The 19,058-nt window shown below is 39.9% G+C and carries 16 protein-coding genes and 1 pseudogene; all 17 read left to right on the forward strand.

Features of this window, described 5'->3' with window-relative positions; translation table 11 throughout:
- Positions 1 to 175: 175 nt before the first annotated feature.
- The 17 genes and pseudogenes from H1A14_RS05900 to H1A14_RS05990 all read left to right on the forward strand — a co-directional run bounded on the left by H1A14_RS05900 (position 176) and on the right by H1A14_RS05990 (position 19,000).
- Entirely contained in the window at positions 176 to 2,245 is a 2,070-nt protein-coding gene (locus tag H1A14_RS05900) for a S9 family peptidase (protein ID WP_194775289.1), read from the forward strand.
- Positions 2,246 to 2,420: 175 nt separating this feature from the next.
- A complete protein-coding gene (locus tag H1A14_RS05905; RefSeq protein ID WP_194775290.1) occupies positions 2,421 to 4,343 on the forward strand; it encodes a tetratricopeptide repeat-containing sensor histidine kinase in 1,923 nt (640 codons plus the stop codon).
- A gap of 512 nt (positions 4,344 to 4,855) precedes the next feature.
- On the forward strand, positions 4,856 to 6,145 hold the full coding sequence (locus H1A14_RS05915; protein WP_194775292.1) for a C45 family autoproteolytic acyltransferase/hydolase: 1,290 nt from the start codon (positions 4,856 to 4,858) through the stop codon (positions 6,143 to 6,145).
- Between the two features lie 37 nt (positions 6,146 to 6,182).
- Positions 6,183 to 6,668 carry an ester cyclase gene (locus H1A14_RS05920; protein ID WP_194775293.1) on the forward strand — a complete coding sequence of 162 codons (486 nt, stop codon included), beginning with the start codon at positions 6,183 to 6,185 and terminating at the stop codon, positions 6,666 to 6,668.
- Positions 6,665 to 7,174: a penicillin acylase family protein gene (locus H1A14_RS05925; protein WP_194775294.1), complete on the forward strand. Its 510-nt coding sequence runs from the start codon at positions 6,665 to 6,667 to the stop codon at positions 7,172 to 7,174. Before H1A14_RS05920 ends, H1A14_RS05925 begins: the two co-directional genes overlap by 4 nt.
- Positions 7,171 to 8,760, forward strand: a pseudogene (locus tag H1A14_RS05935) (penicillin acylase family protein). The gene H1A14_RS05925 and the pseudogene H1A14_RS05935 overlap by 4 nt, the downstream one beginning before the upstream one ends.
- A 15-nt stretch (positions 8,761 to 8,775) precedes the next feature.
- Positions 8,776 to 9,837, forward strand: a complete 1,062-nt coding sequence (locus H1A14_RS05940; protein ID WP_194775296.1) for an alpha/beta hydrolase — start codon at positions 8,776 to 8,778, stop codon at positions 9,835 to 9,837.
- A 172-nt stretch (positions 9,838 to 10,009) separates the two neighbouring features.
- On the forward strand, positions 10,010 to 10,747 hold the full coding sequence (locus H1A14_RS05945) for a hypothetical protein (protein WP_194775297.1): 738 nt from the start codon (positions 10,010 to 10,012) through the stop codon (positions 10,745 to 10,747).
- A gap of 308 nt (positions 10,748 to 11,055) precedes the next feature.
- Entirely contained in the window at positions 11,056 to 12,390 is a 1,335-nt protein-coding gene (locus tag H1A14_RS05950) for a YfcC family protein (RefSeq protein ID WP_194775298.1), read from the forward strand.
- A gap of 29 nt (positions 12,391 to 12,419) precedes the next feature.
- Complete coding sequence (locus H1A14_RS05955) at positions 12,420 to 13,346, forward strand: alpha/beta fold hydrolase (RefSeq protein ID WP_194775299.1); 927 nt, start codon at positions 12,420 to 12,422, stop codon at positions 13,344 to 13,346.
- A 282-nt stretch (positions 13,347 to 13,628) separates the two neighbouring features.
- Entirely contained in the window at positions 13,629 to 14,384 is a 756-nt protein-coding gene (locus H1A14_RS05960; RefSeq protein WP_194775300.1) for an SDR family NAD(P)-dependent oxidoreductase, read from the forward strand.
- A gap of 406 nt (positions 14,385 to 14,790) precedes the next feature.
- Complete coding sequence (locus tag H1A14_RS05965) at positions 14,791 to 15,312, forward strand: RidA family protein (RefSeq protein WP_194775301.1); 522 nt, start codon at positions 14,791 to 14,793, stop codon at positions 15,310 to 15,312.
- Positions 15,313 to 15,381: 69 nt separating this feature from the next.
- A complete protein-coding gene (locus H1A14_RS05970; RefSeq protein ID WP_194775302.1) occupies positions 15,382 to 16,290 on the forward strand; it encodes an amidohydrolase family protein in 909 nt (302 codons plus the stop codon).
- Between the two features lie 50 nt (positions 16,291 to 16,340).
- Positions 16,341 to 17,663 (forward strand): Zn-dependent hydrolase, encoded by a 1,323-nt coding sequence (locus H1A14_RS05975; RefSeq protein WP_194775303.1) that lies wholly within the window; start codon positions 16,341 to 16,343, stop codon positions 17,661 to 17,663.
- 45 nt (positions 17,664 to 17,708) lie between these two features.
- Positions 17,709 to 18,245 (forward strand): nuclear transport factor 2 family protein, encoded by a 537-nt coding sequence (locus tag H1A14_RS05980; protein WP_194775304.1) that lies wholly within the window; start codon positions 17,709 to 17,711, stop codon positions 18,243 to 18,245.
- A gap of 42 nt (positions 18,246 to 18,287) precedes the next feature.
- Positions 18,288 to 18,728: a nuclear transport factor 2 family protein gene (locus H1A14_RS05985; protein ID WP_194775305.1), complete on the forward strand. Its 441-nt coding sequence runs from the start codon at positions 18,288 to 18,290 to the stop codon at positions 18,726 to 18,728.
- Positions 18,729 to 18,772: 44 nt separating this feature from the next.
- Positions 18,773 to 19,000 carry a hypothetical protein gene (locus H1A14_RS05990; protein WP_194775306.1) on the forward strand — a complete coding sequence of 76 codons (228 nt, stop codon included), beginning with the start codon at positions 18,773 to 18,775 and terminating at the stop codon, positions 18,998 to 19,000.
- The last annotated feature ends 58 nt before the right edge of the window (positions 19,001 to 19,058 follow it).

A 19,058-nucleotide genomic window follows, 5' to 3' on the forward strand; every position in this document is an offset into this window, starting at 1 on the left:
CTTATAATTTTTTTGGCCTCAGCACCTTTGATCACTCATTTCTATGATTTATATCAAAGGGGTTAAAAATCTTAATTCACCGAATGGACCAAAAAAATGTTCCTGAAGTGGAAAAGGTGCTACTATTTCCTCCCTACCAATCCAATGCCTATATTGGGAGCAAAACCTCCTTCCTATGCAAAAGGCAATATTAACCTATATCCTGATCTGGTTTTTTGTGCCAGCGTTCGCCCAATCCGTTTCCGACTACCTCTCTGTTCCTTTCCCGACTTCTTTGACAGCCTCCCCTGATGGCAATGCCATTGCATGGGTATTCAATGACCAAGGGGAGCGGAATGTGTTTTATGCCAAAGCACCGGGATATGAGACCAAAAAACTCACGGATTACAAAGGTGACATTGGAGTGGATATCGGGGATCTGACATTTTCACTGGATGGGAAGATTTTGGTGTTTGTCAGGGGAAATACCAAGAACCCTGTGGGTGAACCCGCCAATCCGGCCCAGTTGCAGGAAAGCACGGACAGGGAAATCCATTGGGTTGATTTGACCAAAGGAGAGGTAAAATCCTTCTCAACAGGCTATGCACCGCTTTTTCACCCTGATGGAAAAAAGGTGACATTTATCAAATCAGGCAAAGTGTATTTGAAAGACCTTTCGGGAACGGATAAAGAAGATAAGACCTTGTTCTCAGCCAGAGGATCAATCGGTCAATTGGCTTGGAGTCCGGATGGAAAAATTTTGGCATTTACCAGTAGCCGAGTGGACCATGCTTTTGTGGGTTTGTTTGATCTGGAAAAAGGAACCATCCAATATCCCGAACCCAGTATGGACCATGATGGGTATCCTGCCTGGAGTCCGGATGGCAAAAAACTGGCTTACCTCAGAGTTCCGAATATCAACAACAAACTGCCCTTTACCTCCCTCAAAGAAGCCAATCCCTGGAGCATCCGCGTCCTGGATGTGGCTAGGATGACAGGTGAAGAAGTATTCAAAGCAGATAAAGGCAAAGGCAGTGTGATGGTCCGCGACCTTCCTGCTACCAGTTCAAGACTTTGGTGGACTCCCTCAGGATCAATCGTTTTTCCTTGGGAGAAAAACAATTGGATGCATCTATATGCGGTCAATCCTTCCACCAAAGAAGTCCATCACCTTACCCCGGGAGATGGACAGGTGGAATGGGTGGAGACCAGTTGGGTTCATGGTGAACTCTTGATCACTTCCAATATCGGCAATATTGACAGGAGAAATATATCGCGTTTGGACCTACACAGTTTTGATCTGGAATTTTTGGGCAAGAAAGACGAAATCCAATGGTCTCCGGTCCGGTTGGAAAATGGCTTGGCTTATATTTCCTCCACCCACAACCGTCCTGCTTGGCCGGTGATTGTCCAGTATGGCCAAGAGAAGTTATTGGCTGAAAACATATTTCCAGACCAATTCCCAGATAACCTGACCATGCCTGAGCCTTTGGTTTTTAAAGCGGCCGATGGTTTTGAAACTTACGGGCAACTGCTTTTGCCCCAGGATTACGATGCCAAAAAGAAATATCCTGCGGTGATTTTCCTGCATGGAGGGAGCAGGAGGCAAATGCTGTTGGGATTTAATTATGGGCTGTATTACAGTCATGCCTATGCGATGCAGCAGTTTTTTGCTGCTAATGGTTATATCGAGCTAACATTGAATTACCGTAGTGGGATTGGCTATGGATTGGATTTTAGGGAAGAGGAGAATTACGGCGCAGGTGGAGCGAGTGAGGTGCAGGATGTGATGGCCGCAGCGGATTATCTGGCCTCAAGATCCGATGTGGATGCTTCGAAAATTGTTCCTTGGGGCGGAAGTTATGGGGGATTTTTGACTGCCCATGCCCTTTCCCAAGCACCCGGAAAGTTTTTGGCAGGAGTGGATATCCATGGGGTGCACAATTGGAACAATGATATTCCGGTATTTGCCCCTTGGTACAAGCCCGAGAAATTCCCCGAAATGGCCGAGTTGGCCTTCAGGTCCTCCCCCATGTACCATGTTAAAAACTGGAAAGACCCGGTCTTGTTGATCCATGGAGATGATGACCGGAATGTGCTGTTTTCGGAAAGCGTGGAATTGTTGGAGGTTTTGAGGAAACAGGGGGTGGATGTGGAGCAGTTGGTCTTCCCGGATGAGGTGCATTCTTTTTTATTGCACAAAAATTGGGTTGGGGCGTATGAAGCGGCGTTTAGGTATATCCAGAAAAAAATACATGGAGATTAGAAGTTCCAAGCACTTCATGAATAGGTCTTGCAAGACAATTTCCAAAAATTAAAAAAAATGTGCATATTTATAAAACTGGCTCATTGACTATTTTAGGGAATAAATGATAAAAACACATCAAAGGATTGTCCTCAAATTGCCCTGATATGAACAAATGATTACACCATAAATTCAAATGAAAACCCCTTTATTTTTCATTCTTTTTCTCTTAATAACCAAAGCAGTTGCTCAAACCCTTTCAACTGAGGAATTGGTTACTTTAAGTAAAAAGTACCAGGAAAAGGCATTGTATTTTAGGGAAATGCCGCATTTTGACCGTGACAGTACTGTTTATTATTTTGACATGGCTGTTGACTTACTTCAAAACAATAAGCCTCTTCAATATGAACAATTGGCCGAGTTGTTCCGAGATATCACCGACAGGTCCAACCGCTCGCATAATTTTATAGTTGTAGATTCGCTCGCACCGATCGGCTGGTCATATTATGAAAAAATCCCCGACGACCAAAAAGATAAAGTTTTGGGTTATGATTTGTTGATCAATTGGGCTTTGATAAAAATTATAAGAGGTGAACCAAAACCCGGGCTAGAGCTATTTGAAAAAGCCATGAATTTGCTTAAAGATGATCCACGACCCGAAGTTCAGCTCAAGGTTTTGAATAATAAAGGCAGATTCTACTATCAATATGGATTGCCTGAAGAAGAAGAAATAGGAATTCAATATATAATGGAGAGTATGAATGGTTATCAGAATTCAAATTATCCTGAAAAAAATGAGGCCTTAGTAATTGCCTACAAACTTCTATTCTACCATTATGGAGCATCAAATTCTGATTCAAGTACTTATTACTTGAACAAGATAGAGGAGCTCTTGCCTGAAATAACAAATCCCTTTCATCATGCATGGCATGCTTATGCCATGGGAAGCAACCTAATCAAAAAAGAAAAATACGAAGAGGCTCAATCTTACATAAATAAAAACATACAGCTTTTAGAAGATTATAACCTGACTACGATTGACGTTTATCAATTTGCACATTCGCAATTAGGTGATATTGCTGAGAGACAAGGCAGGTATGATGAAGCGATTGGCTATTATGAAACCGCCAAGAATTCCTCCATAGCGATCAATACCAAAGCAAACACAGCGAGCTTTATCGAAAAATTATCCAGTTTGTATGCACTCAATGGTGATTATAAGACTGCCCTTGATTATTATATCGAGTGGGCAGCTGCCAACGAAAGTATTGAAATGGAAAGAAATGAAAGAAGCCTTCGAGAAAATGAATTATTGGTCAATGTACTCCAAAGGGAAAATGAGTTGGCTGAAAAACAGCAACAACAGACGTATTTCCTTTTCGCCCTACTCCTAGGCACCGTATTGCTAGGACTTCTGTATAGAAATTACAGGCTGAAACAAAGGAGCAATCAAAAATTAAAAGTACTCAACGGAGAACTAGCCCATAAAAACGAATTGCTGGACAAACGCAATGCGGAAAATGAATTGCTGTTAAAAGAAATCCACCATCGTGTAAAAAACAACCTTGAGATAGTCAGCAGTTTGTTGGCATTACAATCATCACAGATAGATGACCCCAATACCAAAGATGCGATGCAGGAAGGGCAAAACCGGGTGCAATCCATCGGCATCGTACATCAAAAACTCTATCAGGGCACCAACCTTGGTTCCGTTGAAATGAAAGATTATTTTATCAACTTGGGTGAAAGTCTGATCGGATCTTTTGGTGCGGAAAAGCGGATAACCCTTGAATGTGCCATGGATAACCTTGATGTGGATATTGACACAGCTGTTCCACTTGGGCTAATTGTGAATGAATTGCTGACCAATACGCTTAAATATGCCTTCCCTGAAGGACAGCAGGGCAAAGTTGAAATCACCCTTCAAAAGAATGGGGATGGCGTTCTTCAGTTACAGGTATGCGACAATGGCGTAGGTAAAAGCGGGCAGATCAAAGGCACCGGCTTTGGCGGTCAGTTGATCTCCCTGCTTACCCAGCAATTAAACGGCACCATGCAGGAAGAGGTGAAGAATGGGACACGGATATATTTTGATTTTAAACCTGAAAAAGCTGCATGATGATGTAACGGATTTCTTTCTTTTTGAAGGCAGGCTTGATCACATGGGGTAAAATAATGTGTTAAGCTGCTGCCCTATTTCAAATTCAATCCAAAACCTTTAAACCAAACATAGACAAGAGGAATGACCAACAATTATCAAAACTTGCAGAAATTGCATGTTTTGATAATTTAACCTGTTTGCTTGACCAGGAGAAAAAATAGGAATTGTAGGACATAATCTTTTTCATCCAAACCGACAGCTCCTGAGAAATAACCTACCCGTTGAAAATTAGATCCTAAACAGCTGAGGTACAATCCCTCTTCGGAAAGAAAACCCATACATAGGGGAATAAAAAGATGCATTTCGTCCTAAGTTGAAGTTCTGGCAACATTGATTTTCCTATATTACCATAGACAGGTATGCCCATGTTTCATCCCTAATCTTCATCTCATGAGAAAGTCAACCCAATTCAATCATTTATTCCAATTTGCTTTTTTTGATTACATACACCTTGGGAAAATCAACGGGGAATGGAAGATCATCAATATTTTATGGGCATGGGATTGAAAGATTTTAAAATGAAAAAATATGAACCACTGACTCTTTTGCAATTGAGAAAGAAATTAATTCCTTTCTTATCACTGATCGTATTATTGGGCTGTAGCTCTCCTTCGAAAAAAAATATACCCTCTGAAACCCTTTCGGCGAAAGATGTACAAAAGAGGGAACTAAAGCAGGCCTCTTTTTCAGGTTCGGGGTATGAATTGGGAATGCAACACGGGCAGTTTTTCAAAAAGGAAATCGCCGAAATCGTACTCAAATGGAAGGAAAGTACAGAAGCAGCGCTGGCAAGAAATTCCGACGAGGTGCTGAAAGAATTTCTTGCTTATGCAGATTTTGAAAGGAGCATCAAGAAATGGACTCCTGAACTTTATGAAGAAGTGAGAGGTATAGCCGAAGGTTCGGAGCAGCGTTTTGACCAGATCATGGTGTTAAATCTATTGGATGAATTTTGGGTTTACCTTAACTCAATAGAAAACCACCACTGCAGCAATATCGGTGTTCCTTCGGTAAATGGTAGCAATTCCTACATTGCCCAAAACATGGATATCGAACCATACACAGATGGTTACCAAACACTTTTCAGAATAGAAGCTACTTCCGACAGACCTGAACAGTTGGTGCTTTCCCATCCAGGTTTGATTGCCCTGAATGGCATGAATAGCTCCGGGGTAGGCATGATCCTGAATACCATTATGCAGCTCAACGCTTCCAATTCAGGATTGCCGGTAGCCTTTGTCACTAGAAAAGTACTCTCAATGACGGAAAGGGATGATATGATCGAGTTTATCACCTCGGTCAATCATGCTTCGGGACAGAATTACATTCTGGGAGTAAGGGGTGAAGTTTTCAACTTTGAAGCATCGGCCAACAAGGTGGTAAGGTTTGATCCGGGTAATAAAAACCAAACCGTGTACCATACCAACCATCCGATTGTCAACGATGATGTGAAACCTTGGTTTGCTGAGTTCAATCCCAAAGAAATTGCAGACACAATTGCGGTTACCTCCAATAGCTATTCCCGATTGGCGGCTTTGACCACAAGAATTGCCAATGCGGACATCGTTACAGATGACCTTATAAAAAAAGCACTGCGCTCAAAGGATGATCCGAATAATCCGGTCTGCCGTCCATTAGATCCCAAACGGTATAGTTTTACTTTTTCCTCATTGGTGATGACGCTGACAGGAGAGCCTTATCTTCAGATTACAGCCGGCCCCCCTTCTGAAAGTGAATATTTGAAGGTTGGGTTTAATTAGAAAAGCAAAATTCAATAGTTGATAAACAAACACCAAAATGAAAAAATCACTCTACTCAGTCCTGATGCTTACCGCCTGTATGTTTATAAACAGCTGTAATTCAGATAAAAAAGAAATAGACCTAAACGGTAATCGTGATGTTGTAAAAAAATACCATGAAGTATGGACTAATGGACAAGTAACCGAACTGGATAAAATATTATCTCCTGATTTTGTCTGCCACTTTATCAATGGAATTGAATGGAAAGGAATTGAAGGGGCGAAAAATTCGATTTCAAGTCATAGAAAATCATTTCCGGACTGGAAAGAAGAAATCGTCGATATGGTAAGTGAAGGAGATAAAGTGGTAACAAGGTATAAATCCACAGGCACCCATCAGGGAACATTCGAAGGCCTTGATTCTACAGGTATAAATGTAACCATCTATGAAACTTCCATATATAGAATAGCAGATGGTAAAATAGCAGAGCAATGGGGATTTCCTGACGCATTAAGTTTGAATAATCAACTCACTAAACAATGAAAAACCTTTATATCTTCCTAATCCTGACGTTATGTTTGACTTCTTGTAAGCAAAAGCCTACTTCAATAACCGAAAACGAAATCCTTTGGGATACTTATGGTGTCCCACATATCTATGCTACTTCTGATAATGACTTGTATTACATGTCAGCTTGGGGACAGATGAAAAATCATGGAAATCTCATTCTAAAACTTTACGGAGAAGCTAGAGGTACAAGTGCAGAATTATGGGGAGAGGGCTTTGAGGTTAATAAGGCATTGCACCATTTAGGTCTTTACGAACAATTGCAACCTGCTTACGATAACTTAACGCCTAAATATCAAGAAATACTTCAATCTTTTGCTGCAGGTATTAATGCCTATGCTGAAAAGAACGGCAACGAGTTGGACGAAAAGTACAAGAAGGTGTTACCTGTTACACCAAATGATATCATTGCCCACGGTTTTCGTGTAATAAATTATGAATTTCTCATTCGAGGTACTTTAATTTATCCAATCAAAAAATAGAAGGTGGATCAAATTCTTGGGCACTTTCAGGAAGTAAAACTTCCACTGGAAATGCAATGTTGGTTGCCAATCCGCATTTATGGTGGTCAGATCTGTTTTTATGGCATGAGCAACAGTTTATTACAAATGAATACAATATGTATGGTGTGAGCCTTATCGGAAACCCCTCAATAACAATGGGTTTCAATGAAAATGTATCATGGGCACATACGGTAAATACCATTGATAATACAGACTTGTTTGAAATTAAAAAAGAAGGTGATTCCTACTTGCTAGACAGCCAATACCTTCCATTTGAAGCACAGGACTAAACCATTAAAGAGTTACAAGAAGATGGTACGATGAAGGTGCATGAATTTACCAGAAAGCGTACAAAGCATGGCATTGTCATCAAAGAGACTGAAAACACGGCATTTGTGATTCGATTTGCACAGATGGATGACCTCACACCATTGATTGAACAATACGATTTTATGGCGAAGGCTCAGAATTTAGAAGACATGAAAAATGCTCTCGCCTTACAACAAATGCCCTTTTTAAATACAGTCTATGCAGATAAATCCGGAGACATCATGCATCAATTTGGTGGACTTGTCCCTAAAAAAAATGGCGATTGGGACAAATGGCAAGGTATAGTATCTGGTGATTCGAGTGAAGATATTTGGACCGATTATTATAATAGCGATGAGTTGCCTATTGTAGTCAATCCTCCTTCAGGCTGGTTGCAAAATGCAAATGACCCTCCATTTACAAATACACTGCCTACAGTTTTAGATCCTGACGATTTCGCATCTCATATTGCACCAAATAACATGCGGTTTAGACCACAACGTGCCGCCAGGTTGATGCATGAAGAGGATAGTATTTCTTTTGATCGTTTAGTAGCATTAAAACATGATAATAAAGCAGAACTAGCAATACGATTACATGATGACCTTCTTGCTATAAAAGACCAAACTTCCGACTCTTTGGTTTTGGCGGCTATTGATCCAATGACAAAATGGGATGGTTCATATGATGCCAATAGTCTAGGGGCCATGTTCTTTATGGAATTTACCAATACTTGGGCTGAGGAAAAGCAAATCAGCCCTTCTGGATTTGGTGATTTATTAAAGGAACCATGGCAATATAATGACCCTATCAATACACCAGACGGATTCGTTAATAATGATGAAATTATTGATATTATAAGAAAAGCTACAGAAAATCATCTGACTAAATATCCTGCACTTGAAATTCCCTATGGCGATTATTACAAATTGAAGATGGGCGATTTGGAATATCCTGGAACAGGAGGTCCGCAGCATTTAGGTGTTTTTAGAATTTTATATTCTTTAGGTACAAGTCCTGATGAAGAAGGCAAGTTCTTCGGCAATTTTGGAGACACATTCGTTCTTGTTCTTGAAATGGCAGAAGAAGTCAAGGCTAAAGGACTGTTGACTTATGGGAATTCATCCAACCCAGAAAACAAGCATTATGGAGACCAACTGGAAATGTTTAGCAGGAATGAACTAAGAAATATCTGGTTTAAACGAAGCGACCAGGAGACGAATATGGAGCTAAAAGAAAATAAAAACGATATGTAACAGCATAGATAACTTATGGCAGGGAAAGTGGCAAATTCAAGTTTTGTGCTTTTAAGTAAGCTAGATGTCAGCCGACCCGCCTACGCTGAGCTTCGGACGGACAGGCAAGAAAATGCTTCGAAAACCGCCAAAAGAAATATACTCAAACCGTTAGGCACAATTAAAAAATATAAAATGAAGTATCTATCACTGTTAATTATAACAGTACTCATCATCACCCTAAATATCTTAGCGGTATCCGCTCAGGAAGCATGGTTATCTACTCCGGAAAGTATCAGCCAATTTCGTAAACAAGTAGAACAAATAAAACCTGATTCATCAAAATTTGATGTTGATAGTTATGATAAAACCATTCAATTAAAAGGTAGACAAATCAGCATTCGAATTTATAATTCGGATGTAAATAACCTAAAACCTGGTTTAATATATGTCCATGGAGCTTGCTGGGTAGCAGGAAGCCTCAATAGTCATGATGAAATTTGTAGATACCTTTCTAAAAAAACAGATGTAGTCGTAATAGCAATTGATTACCGATTAGCACCTGAAAACAAATACCCATCTTCTCATAACGATGTCTATGAAGCATCGAACTGGATATTTAACCATTCCGAAGAACTGGGAATTGATAAGAATAAATTTGCCATATCGGGTGAAAGTGCTGGCGCTTACTTTGCTGCAGCTACAGTCTTAAGAGCAATTGATTCAGAACACAGCCCCGAATTTCAGTTCCAACTTCTTGTCTATGCTGCTCTGGACGGGGGTGGGTCATCATGGTCTGAATGCAAGGACTTATATTTTACTAGTAAAGAAGAAGTTAGAAGTAGATATGGCTCACCTCTTTGGTCTGATGATCTTACTGGGATACCCCTGACTTTTAATATTTTTGGTCAAGATGAAATATCAAGAGCTGAACAAGAGCTATATGTCAGGAAATTAAGAGAAAACGGAGTGGAAGTCAAAAGCTTTATGTATAAAGACAAAGGACATGATGTGGTCAATTGGGGTTCTGTCAATTCTGAAACTGATGCTCATTTAAAAGCTATTGAATACATAAAAGAAGGATTTGGGTTAAATTAAAAAAAGTGCCTAACGCTGTATAAAAGCAACCCGCCCGCCGAACGGGCAGCGGGTGATACTTCGACAAGCTCAGTAAAACGAGTGGTAAAACCTGCCTATCAGCAGGCAGGCGATACTGCTCTTATACTTGACCGTTGCGCTTCATCCCGATAGCGGGACAAACCAATAACCAATGATAAAATTCTTTAGAAAAATTCGTCAAAATTTACTTTCAGAGGGAAAGACTGGCAAATATCTGAAATATGCAGTTGGAGAAATTATCCTCGTTGTTATTGGGATTTTAATTGCATTGTGGTTAAATAACCTTAACCAAGAAAAAGTTAATAATCAAGAAAGAAAGAATTTGAAAATAGAACTCCTATCTGAATTAACGGATAATAAAGAATTCTTTGAACGCTATAAGGACTATGTAGAGGAATGTGGTAATAAAATTGTAACTATATTAAATTTATCAGCAGGAAAGAACGCTCAATTACCTATGGATACCATTAGAAAATATGCAGTTGAAATGATCCCTATTCAAGCTTTTTCTATTGATGAATCTAGACGAAATTCTGCCAAATCTGCAGGTCTATTAAAACTTTTGAGTTCTGAAGAGAGTAAATTACTAGCCGAGTATGAAACAGTATTAGAGAACTACAAAGAGGCTAGAAAAATCAATACAATTTGGAAGCAAGAAAACAGGACACTTTTCTTATATCTTAATAATTTTGAAAAATTAGATATTAAACATGCTCTACCAAAACATCCCGATTATGATTTATCTGACGAAGAATTTGTTTCATTTTTAAAAAAGAAAGAAACTTATACAAAACTTAAAGACATATTCGTAAGTACAGAAGTAGATCAGCTTTGGTTGGAAGGAATAATAAAAGATATAGATAAGACTATTGAACTTTTATCAAAATAAGAAAATAACGAGAGCATGCCAACCTCAGGCAGGCACAACGATGGCTAAAGTAATTGCTTGCCTGCCTGCAGATAGGTTCTCGCCAACTTCTGAAACTCATCTAGAGGATCGTCTAAGCCTCGATGACCGCATATTTTTAATCTTCTGAATAACGGGGATCCAATCCGTTATTGAGCCCATAGCATTTTTTAGCTTCGGACAGAAAACCATTTCCTTCGGACAGTAAATCAGGTGTTTTGTCCTTGATCGGTTTGATTCCAATTTAATGATCAGTTGATTAGAATATGTTTTTCAAGCATTTAAACTGAATGAATAAATTCCCAAACGCATTTGTCATCATACTTTCTGTAATACTTTTTGCATGGGTCCTAACTTTTATTATTCCTAAAGGAAACTATCAGCGAGAACTTGACGCTGTAAATAACCGAACCATTGTTGTACCCGATTCATATGAACGAAAAGAAGCACCACATCTCTCAGCTTTCAATGCACTCCTAGCAATCCCCAAGGGTATTGCCGGGCGAGCTGATTTAATGGTATTAATTCTACTGCTCGGGGGATGTTTCTATTTAATTGAAAAGACAGGAGCGCTCAATCAGGGTTTAAACCAGCTCATCACAATTCTAAAGGGAAAAGAAGTATTCGCCCTAACCATTATCATATTATTGTTCATGACTGCTGGATTTACCATTGCCTTACAGGAGGAAATTATAGCAATGACCCCTGTTTTACTCTTGTTTGGACGGACCCTAGGCTACAATCCATCAACAATTGTAACCTCCAGCTATGGATCAGCTGTTTTAGGTGCTTCCTTTAGCCCTTTTAATCCTTTTGGAGTGGTGATTGCCCAGAAAGAAGCAGAGATCGAATTACTATCAGGCACGCAGTACAGGTTAGTAATTCTGCTTATTGCAGCTGTGGTTTGGACATTTTACATCGTTCGGTATGCCAGCAAAAACCGTGTTGAAAAAGCTAAACTGGAATTGGATATAGAAGGTCTAACTGCCAGAAACAAAATAATTTTGGCATTACTTGCATTCACCTTTAGTGTCGTAACCTATGGATTGATAGCGCTAAGCTGGGGTTTTATTGAAATGTCCGCGTGCTTTTTTGGGTTAGGTTTATTTTGTGGATTTATTGCAGGTTTTGGTTTCAATAAGACTACTGAGATCTATGTTGACGGTTTTAAAGAAATGATTTTTGCTTGTATAATCATTGGCCTTGCAAACAGTATTTCAATAATAATGAGTGAGGGATTCATTGTTGACACTATTATTTTCGGACTTTTTTCCCCTTTACAAAATGTACCTCCTTCCATTTCTGGGGTCCTTATGATGATATCTCAAGCCATTCTTCATTTTCCGATACCCAGTTACTCGGGACAGGCTATTCTGACGATGCCTATTTTAACACCCCTGGCTGATTTGATTGGACTTTCAAGGCAGGTGTGTGTGCTTGCCTATCAGTATGGAGCTATTATGATGGATGTAATTATGCCCACAAATGGATCTTTAATGGCTGTATTAGCCCTCGCAGGAATTAAATACAATCATTGGATCAAGTGTATCATAAAACCCACCCTATTAATATTGGGAATTGCAGCTATTGCAATTTTAATAGCGGTACAAATTAGATATGAATAATGCTACTACTATTCTTAATTTAAACCAAAATGAAAAATATACTCAAATGGGTTAAAAGAATTTTCATCACATTCTTAAGTCTAATTATAGTTATCTTGATTGGACTCTATTTCACTTTTTACTTCTGGAAAAAGGATCTCGCTAAGAATTTACCTCAGGATTCACAAGTTATAAGTACTGACAAAGGAGACATAGAATTTCGATTATTGGGCAATTCGGACAAATATATGCTTATGATTCATGGTACACCTGGCAGTGTTCACGTTTCTGAAGGTGAATCATTTGTTGACGAAGGGCTTAGTGTATTGGGAGTCTCCAGACCTGGCTATTATCAAACGCCATTATCTTCTGGAGGAACCCCAAAGGAAGAAGCTGCACTTTATAAAAGCTTATTGGATAAGCTGAATATAGATGCTGTCTATGTCAATGGAATATCAGGTGGTGGCCCTGTAAGTATTAAATTTGCAATAGACTATCCTGACAGAGTCGCCGGTCTGATTTTACGTGCAGCTGTTTCTGAAAAAATTTCTGAACCAACAGATAACGAGGGTCTTTTAAGCTCATTTTTTCAAACTGAATTTGGCACCTGGTTAGGAATTCAAATTGCTAAAACTCAAATGGCTGAGGATGAAAAAGCGAAGATAAATTGGATTGTCGAACGAGGCTTTTTTCCCTTCACTTCTATTGAAGATGGGTTGGATAACGACAATAATGAATTTACAAATTTAAAAGATCTGGAATTGGAGAAAATTACTGCCCCAACAATCCTATTACATGGAGATAAAGATAACAACGTGCCCTTTTCACACGCTCAGAATGCAGCTAAAAGAATACCCAATGCAACTCTTTCTGAACTAAAAGGAAAAGACCATTATGTTTTTTTCCGTTCATATGGTGATACTGTTAATACTGAAATTGTACGGTTTATTGAAAGCATAGAAGCAAAGGAAAAATAACATTTGAGTAGTCTGTGCTCAAGATGAGAAAGGATAAAGACCTAAGGATGTTTGTGCCCGACGGAAAACACAGTCCAAATCGGGAAGAATTCGATAAGGCATATATTGAGATATTTATGTTTTTGGATGGATTATGAAGTAAATCCAATACCTGCCGGATTGCACAAATACCCTTGATAAATCATGAAATATCAGACAAAAATACGAACCCCAGAAATGAACAATAGAAATGACATCAAATTTCAAGATTTCAACTAATTGAATAACTAAAAAACAAAAACCATGGATTTACTACTCAAAGGAAAAAACGCCATCGTTACAGGTGGCAGTAAGGGCATAGGGAGAAGCATTGCATTAAATCTTGCCGATGAAGGTGTCAACGTGGCCATTTGTGCCCGTGGTGAGGCAGGATTAAAAAAGACCGAAAAAGAACTGCTAAAAAAAGGCGTAAAGATCATCGCATTAACCTGCGATGTAGGAAACACCAAACAGTTAGATGATTTCCTTGACCAAGTAAAAGACCAGTTTGGAACTATAGATATTTTAGTCAATAATGTTTCAGCATTAAGTTTGGGAGATGATTTCAGCGACTGGGAAACATCGATCAATGTAGATTTATTAGGAAGTGTGCGAGGCACAAGGAAAGTGATCCCTTGGATGCTTGAGGCGGGCAGTGGAAATATTTTGTTCATTTCATCAGGTTCGGGACTTGAAGCGGGTTCGCCTCCTGCCTATGCCGCGGCAAAAGCGGCTCTAATTAGCTATTCTAAAACAATGGCTATTCAATTGGCACCAAAAAATATCAGAGTTAATACGCTCGCTCCAGGTTCAGTAGAGTTTCCCGATGGACTTTGGGAATTAACCAAAACACAAAATCCACCTTTATACGAATGGGCACTTAATGCGATTCCCTCCGGAAGACTGGGAACTCCGGACGAAATAGGCAAGGTAGCGACATTCATTGTATCACCTTGTGCCAGTTGGGTTGTTGGAACCTGTCTGGCTGTGGATGGCGGACAACATAAAGCGAATTTATAAAAACAGTTTCGAGATCTGAGTATGAAAGAAATCAAAAGTTAAAACGGACTGAACATCGCAATTTTTAATGAATTATGAGCAAAAAATGATAATTGCGATGAAAAGTACACTGAAAATGCCCCGAACAACATAGTGGAAAAATCCTGGCTATAAGAGAAAAAATAAAGATTTTATGGTGTTTATACCCAATGGCAAGCATAGTCCTACAGAGGAAGAACTAGTCACTGCCTATGTGGAAATAATTAGATTTTTAGAGGGATTATAAAGTAAATCCAATACCTGCCGGATTGCACAAATACCCTTGATAAATCATGAAATATGAGACAAAAATACGAACCCCAGAATTGGATAAAGAACGACAGCAAAAGCCAGTCATCATCTTACTATTAAATAGCAAACCATAACTATGAAATATTTATCAACACCTGTTTTAATTACTCTTGCGCTCATCTTGGGCTGTACAAATAATCAAAAGGAGACGGCCGGTTTTACTGAATCGTATAATTACGATCAAGAAACAGGAATAGCCATTGATGGGATAAATCAATCTCCGGTGTTTACCCCTTCCGAACTTCCCTATCCTTTCTCCAGTGCAGTACAGGTAGGGGATATCCTTTTTCTTTCAGGTGAGATCGGAGATAATGGAGATGGAACCGGCCCCGTGCCGGGAGGCATAGAACCTGAAACACACCGCATGTTCGAGCGCATTAAGGCAACACTTGCCAGCCACAGCCTGGGCCTGGAGGATGTCTTCAAATGCACAGTAATGCTGGCTGACATGTCCGAGTGGCAGGCCTTCAATAAAATATATGCAGGTTATTTCGAACCAGGCCGATATCCTACACGCTCAGCAATGGGAGTAAATGGCCTTGCCCTGGGTGCCCGGGTAGAAATGGAATGCTGGGCCTATAATCCTCAAAAGAAATAGGTAACGTTCATTGCTGAATTTATTCAACCTTTACTATATCTGCCACCAGCGCTTAATTAAAAACAAATTATGAAAAAACTTCTTCTCTTCCTCACCTTACTACCGGAAATCTTTATCGTCCAGGCGCAAACGAGAATCATCGACATGCACATTCATTCTTACACAGACAGTGACTTTGGTGAGCGTGAAGCCGCAGGAGATCACTATGGTGTGAAAGGATCTGTTAATGCCGAGCAACATCGCATGGAGACTTTTGCGGCATTTGAACGATTCAATATCGTGAAAGCCATGGTCAGTGGAAATCCTGAAAGTGTGAAAAATTGGAAGGATAAGGATGACAAGAACAGAGTAATCCGGGGTATTTTGAGTTTTTTGCCTGACGATCATGGGATGGATATTACCAAGTTTGAACAAATGGTCAAAGCCGGAGAAATTGAAATTTTCGGGGAATTAGGACCCTATTACAGCGGAACCACGCTAAGTGATCCCGAATGGCAACCATATCTGAGAATCTGTGAAAAATATGATATTCCTGTAGCCGTGCATACTGGTGATGGAGACCCGGGCGGCACTTACAGCTGGGCCCCAAAAGCAAGACTTCAATTAGGTGATCCCTACCTGATTGAAGATGTGCTGGTCAACTATCCGAAACTCAGAATCTACATGATGCATGCCGGAGGTGAAGACTGGCCTGAGCATGCCATCCGACTGATGGCCTATTATCCCCAGCTCTACACTGATATCGCTGTGTTGCTATGGGTCGAACCCAATACACAGCGCTATGTGACAGAGTTCCTCAGAAACATTAAGCATGCCGGTTATCTGGACAGGGTCATGTTTGGCTCAGACCAAATGACATGGCCATATGCAATAGGTAAATCAATTGATTTTTTAAATAGTCTCGAATTCCTCACCGAAGAGGATAAAGAAGGTATATTCTATGATAATGCAGCTAGATTTTTAAAGCTGAAAGAATAGCTATAAAAGTTTAAAAAATGAAAATTGATAACAACCAATTTTGACAAAACATGAAACGAAGAACTTTCATCAAAAACTCCTCCCTGACCGCTCTTAGTGTCACAGCATTTGGTATAGTCGACTCAAGAAGTGAAGGGTTCACATTGAATCAAAAACTGAGGGTAAACGAAGACCGAATTGAAAACCGCATCTTTGAACTGGCCAAATATGGAAGGGACGAGAACGGTCGCGGGTACCGGGTTGCATACAGCAAAGGCGACATAGAGGGAAGAGCATGGTTTATGCAGCTGATGGAAAATGCAGGTCTTGAGGTATCCATCGACAGTGGTGGAAATATTCTGGGAAAGCGAAAAGGAAAAAATCCTTCATTGAAAACCATTGCTTTTGGATCACATATTGACATGGTACCTGATGGAGGGGATTACGATGGCACTTTGGGTTCTCTTGTGGCATTGGAGGTAATTGAGGTGTTGAATGAAAATAAAATTGTCACGGATCATCCGTTGGAAATAATTATTTTTTCCAATGAAGAAGGAGGGACTTTTGGTAGCAAAGCCCTTGTCGGCAAATTGACTACTGATAACCTAAAACTGATGAGCCAAAGTGGCCTAACGATAGCAGAAGGCATAAAAGCTATAAGCGGAGATACCCATAATTTAACATCCTGTATTCGAAATAAAGAAGAATTCCTTGCATTTGTAGAACTCCATATAGAGCAAGGGGGGATTTTAGATAAGGAAAATATACGAGTTGGAGTGGTGGAAGGTATAGTCGGAATAGACGAATGGGATGTAACGGTGGAAGGTTTTGCCAACCATGCGGGCACCACTCCGATGAATCTGCGGAAAGACGCAATGCTTTCAGCCGCCAAACTCATTATCGCATGCAATGAAGTGATAAGCAGTCATAAAGGTAAACAGGTTGGTACAGTAGGGAAAATTTCCGCACAGCCGGGAGCCTATAACGTAGTCCCGGGAAAAGCTGTATTCGGATTGGAGATCAGAGACCTGTCTCAGGATAAAATCAGAACACTTTTTCAGGAGATAGAAAAACGGGCAGCAGCCATCGCAGCGGAAGATGGAACAACAATTACTTTCAATCAAATCCTTAACATGTCACCTGCATTATCGAATAAAGCTATTCAGGATAAGATAGTGCAGTCGGCAAAAGAGTTGGGTTTGACATACAAGAATATGCAAAGTGGGGCAGGGCATGATTCGCAGCAGATGGCCACTATCGCTCCGATGGGGATGATTTTCGTGCCAAGTGTAGGAGGTATCAGTCATTCACCCAAGGAGTTTACCAAGGCAGCCGATATAGCTAATGGAGCAAATGTCCTTTTGCAAACAATTATGGCTCTTGACAGGGAATGAGGGTTGATGCACCACCGTATTTTCACTTTAAATATTAAACTGAAAATGGCTATATATGAACACTTTAAAATTACTTCTTTTTTTTTGGCAGCACTATGTTCATTAGGGGCAGCAGCAGGTTGTAGTGATAACTCCAAAATTCCAGAGGATGAAAAATCAGCACCCACCTTGAGTAAAACTGAAATGGAGGATGAAGCCTGGCACATGGAAGAACTGTATTGGGAGTATGTTCAGAACATTGATACTATCGCCTATAAAACACTTTGGCATGAGGACTTTATCGGGTATCCGAGTTTTGGGGATGGGGTTTCTGACAAAAGTAAAATTGCCACTTGGATCCCTGATTTGCACAAAGACTCGGATCTGAAATTCAGCTATATCCTTCACAAAAAGGCATCAAATGCAATCGAAGATGTGGTGATGGTATTCTACGACACAGATTATTTCTGGACAGACACAAGAAATAATATAGTCAAAAAAGGGACTTATAAGTTTACCCATACCTGGAAAAAGGTGGATGGTCAATGGCTGATTCTTGGAGGAATGGCTGCATTGAAAGATCAGTGGGCCTTTGAAGATTAAGCATAATTTCGAAAATAATACACCCGTCCTCCTAAAAAATTCATGAAAATAAAATCAAATTTTCTAACAATTCTAACAGTTCTAACGCTTTTCTCTTGCTCTGAGAAAATGGATTATGAATCAGCCAACGCCTATATTTTAAAATCTGCACAAGAATGGGCAGATGCGATAAATGAGGGCGATTCCTTAGTAATTGATCGGATTGTAGCAGATGACTTCGTGGGAGTAAGTTTAAGGGGTGATCTTTATGACAAACAAACCTTGATTCGTGAGTCTAAAATGAAAGCAAACCGATCTTACAAACCCAAGGTTTTCAATGTTACCATAAGATTTTACGGAGAGGCCGCTGTGGCACAGGGTAATGAGACCTGGACAAAAATAGCCGACTCTACCAGCACAACCAATATCTGGACCGATACCTGGATATACAGAGATAAAAAGTGGCAGATAGTAGCGGCACAGGATTTAAAGTTGAATCAATAAAAAGCTTTAAAGATCTTTACCATAGGAAATTTAATGATTAAGATATGATCAAACTATTCCGAAACCTGTCTGCCGGACAGGCGGGAAATAAGGTGAGCATCTATTTCAAATCCTCAATTGGAGAAAAAGTGCGTGTGGTGATTTGCATTAATAGTCCCTTTAGGGACTCGATATGGGTAGAACCAAAGATTAACGATGACCTCACCGTGCCTTTAGGTACGGGATATAATATGAGGAACCTTAAAGCATTTCAAATCATATGGCGTACCTAAAGGCACGCCGTTTCTGTTCATCTTTTTGTTTCTACCTATATTTTGTCCCTAAAGGGAC

This window comes from Pararhodonellum marinum (assembly GCF_015354735.1).
In the GTDB taxonomy this organism is placed as follows: Bacteria; Bacteroidota; Bacteroidia; order Cytophagales; family Cyclobacteriaceae; genus Pararhodonellum; species Pararhodonellum marinum.

Bases quoted from the DNA above. Each gene is read 5' to 3' on its own strand.
- H1A14_RS05900 (WP_194775289.1), top strand. From the start codon at position 176: ATGCAAAAGGCAATATTAACCTATATCCTGATCTGGTTTTTTGTGCCA.
- H1A14_RS05905 (WP_194775290.1), top strand. From the start codon at position 2,421: ATGAAAACCCCTTTATTTTTCATTCTTTTTCTCTTAATAACCAAAGCA.
- H1A14_RS05915 (WP_194775292.1), top strand. From the start codon at position 4,856: ATGGAAGATCATCAATATTTTATGGGCATGGGATTGAAAGATTTTAAA.
- H1A14_RS05920 (WP_194775293.1), top strand. From the start codon at position 6,183: ATGAAAAAATCACTCTACTCAGTCCTGATGCTTACCGCCTGTATGTTT.
- H1A14_RS05925 (WP_194775294.1), top strand. From the start codon at position 6,665: ATGAAAAACCTTTATATCTTCCTAATCCTGACGTTATGTTTGACTTCT.
- H1A14_RS05940 (WP_194775296.1), top strand. From the start codon at position 8,776: ATGGCAGGGAAAGTGGCAAATTCAAGTTTTGTGCTTTTAAGTAAGCTA.
- H1A14_RS05945 (WP_194775297.1), top strand. From the start codon at position 10,010: ATGATAAAATTCTTTAGAAAAATTCGTCAAAATTTACTTTCAGAGGGA.
- H1A14_RS05950 (WP_194775298.1), top strand. From the start codon at position 11,056: ATGAATAAATTCCCAAACGCATTTGTCATCATACTTTCTGTAATACTT.
- H1A14_RS05955 (WP_194775299.1), top strand. From the start codon at position 12,420: ATGAAAAATATACTCAAATGGGTTAAAAGAATTTTCATCACATTCTTA.
- H1A14_RS05960 (WP_194775300.1), top strand. From the start codon at position 13,629: ATGGATTTACTACTCAAAGGAAAAAACGCCATCGTTACAGGTGGCAGT.
- H1A14_RS05965 (WP_194775301.1), top strand. From the start codon at position 14,791: ATGAAATATTTATCAACACCTGTTTTAATTACTCTTGCGCTCATCTTG.
- H1A14_RS05970 (WP_194775302.1), top strand. From the start codon at position 15,382: ATGAAAAAACTTCTTCTCTTCCTCACCTTACTACCGGAAATCTTTATC.
- H1A14_RS05975 (WP_194775303.1), top strand. From the start codon at position 16,341: ATGAAACGAAGAACTTTCATCAAAAACTCCTCCCTGACCGCTCTTAGT.
- H1A14_RS05980 (WP_194775304.1), top strand. From the start codon at position 17,709: ATGGCTATATATGAACACTTTAAAATTACTTCTTTTTTTTTGGCAGCA.
- H1A14_RS05985 (WP_194775305.1), top strand. From the start codon at position 18,288: ATGAAAATAAAATCAAATTTTCTAACAATTCTAACAGTTCTAACGCTT.
- H1A14_RS05990 (WP_194775306.1), top strand. From the start codon at position 18,773: ATGATCAAACTATTCCGAAACCTGTCTGCCGGACAGGCGGGAAATAAG.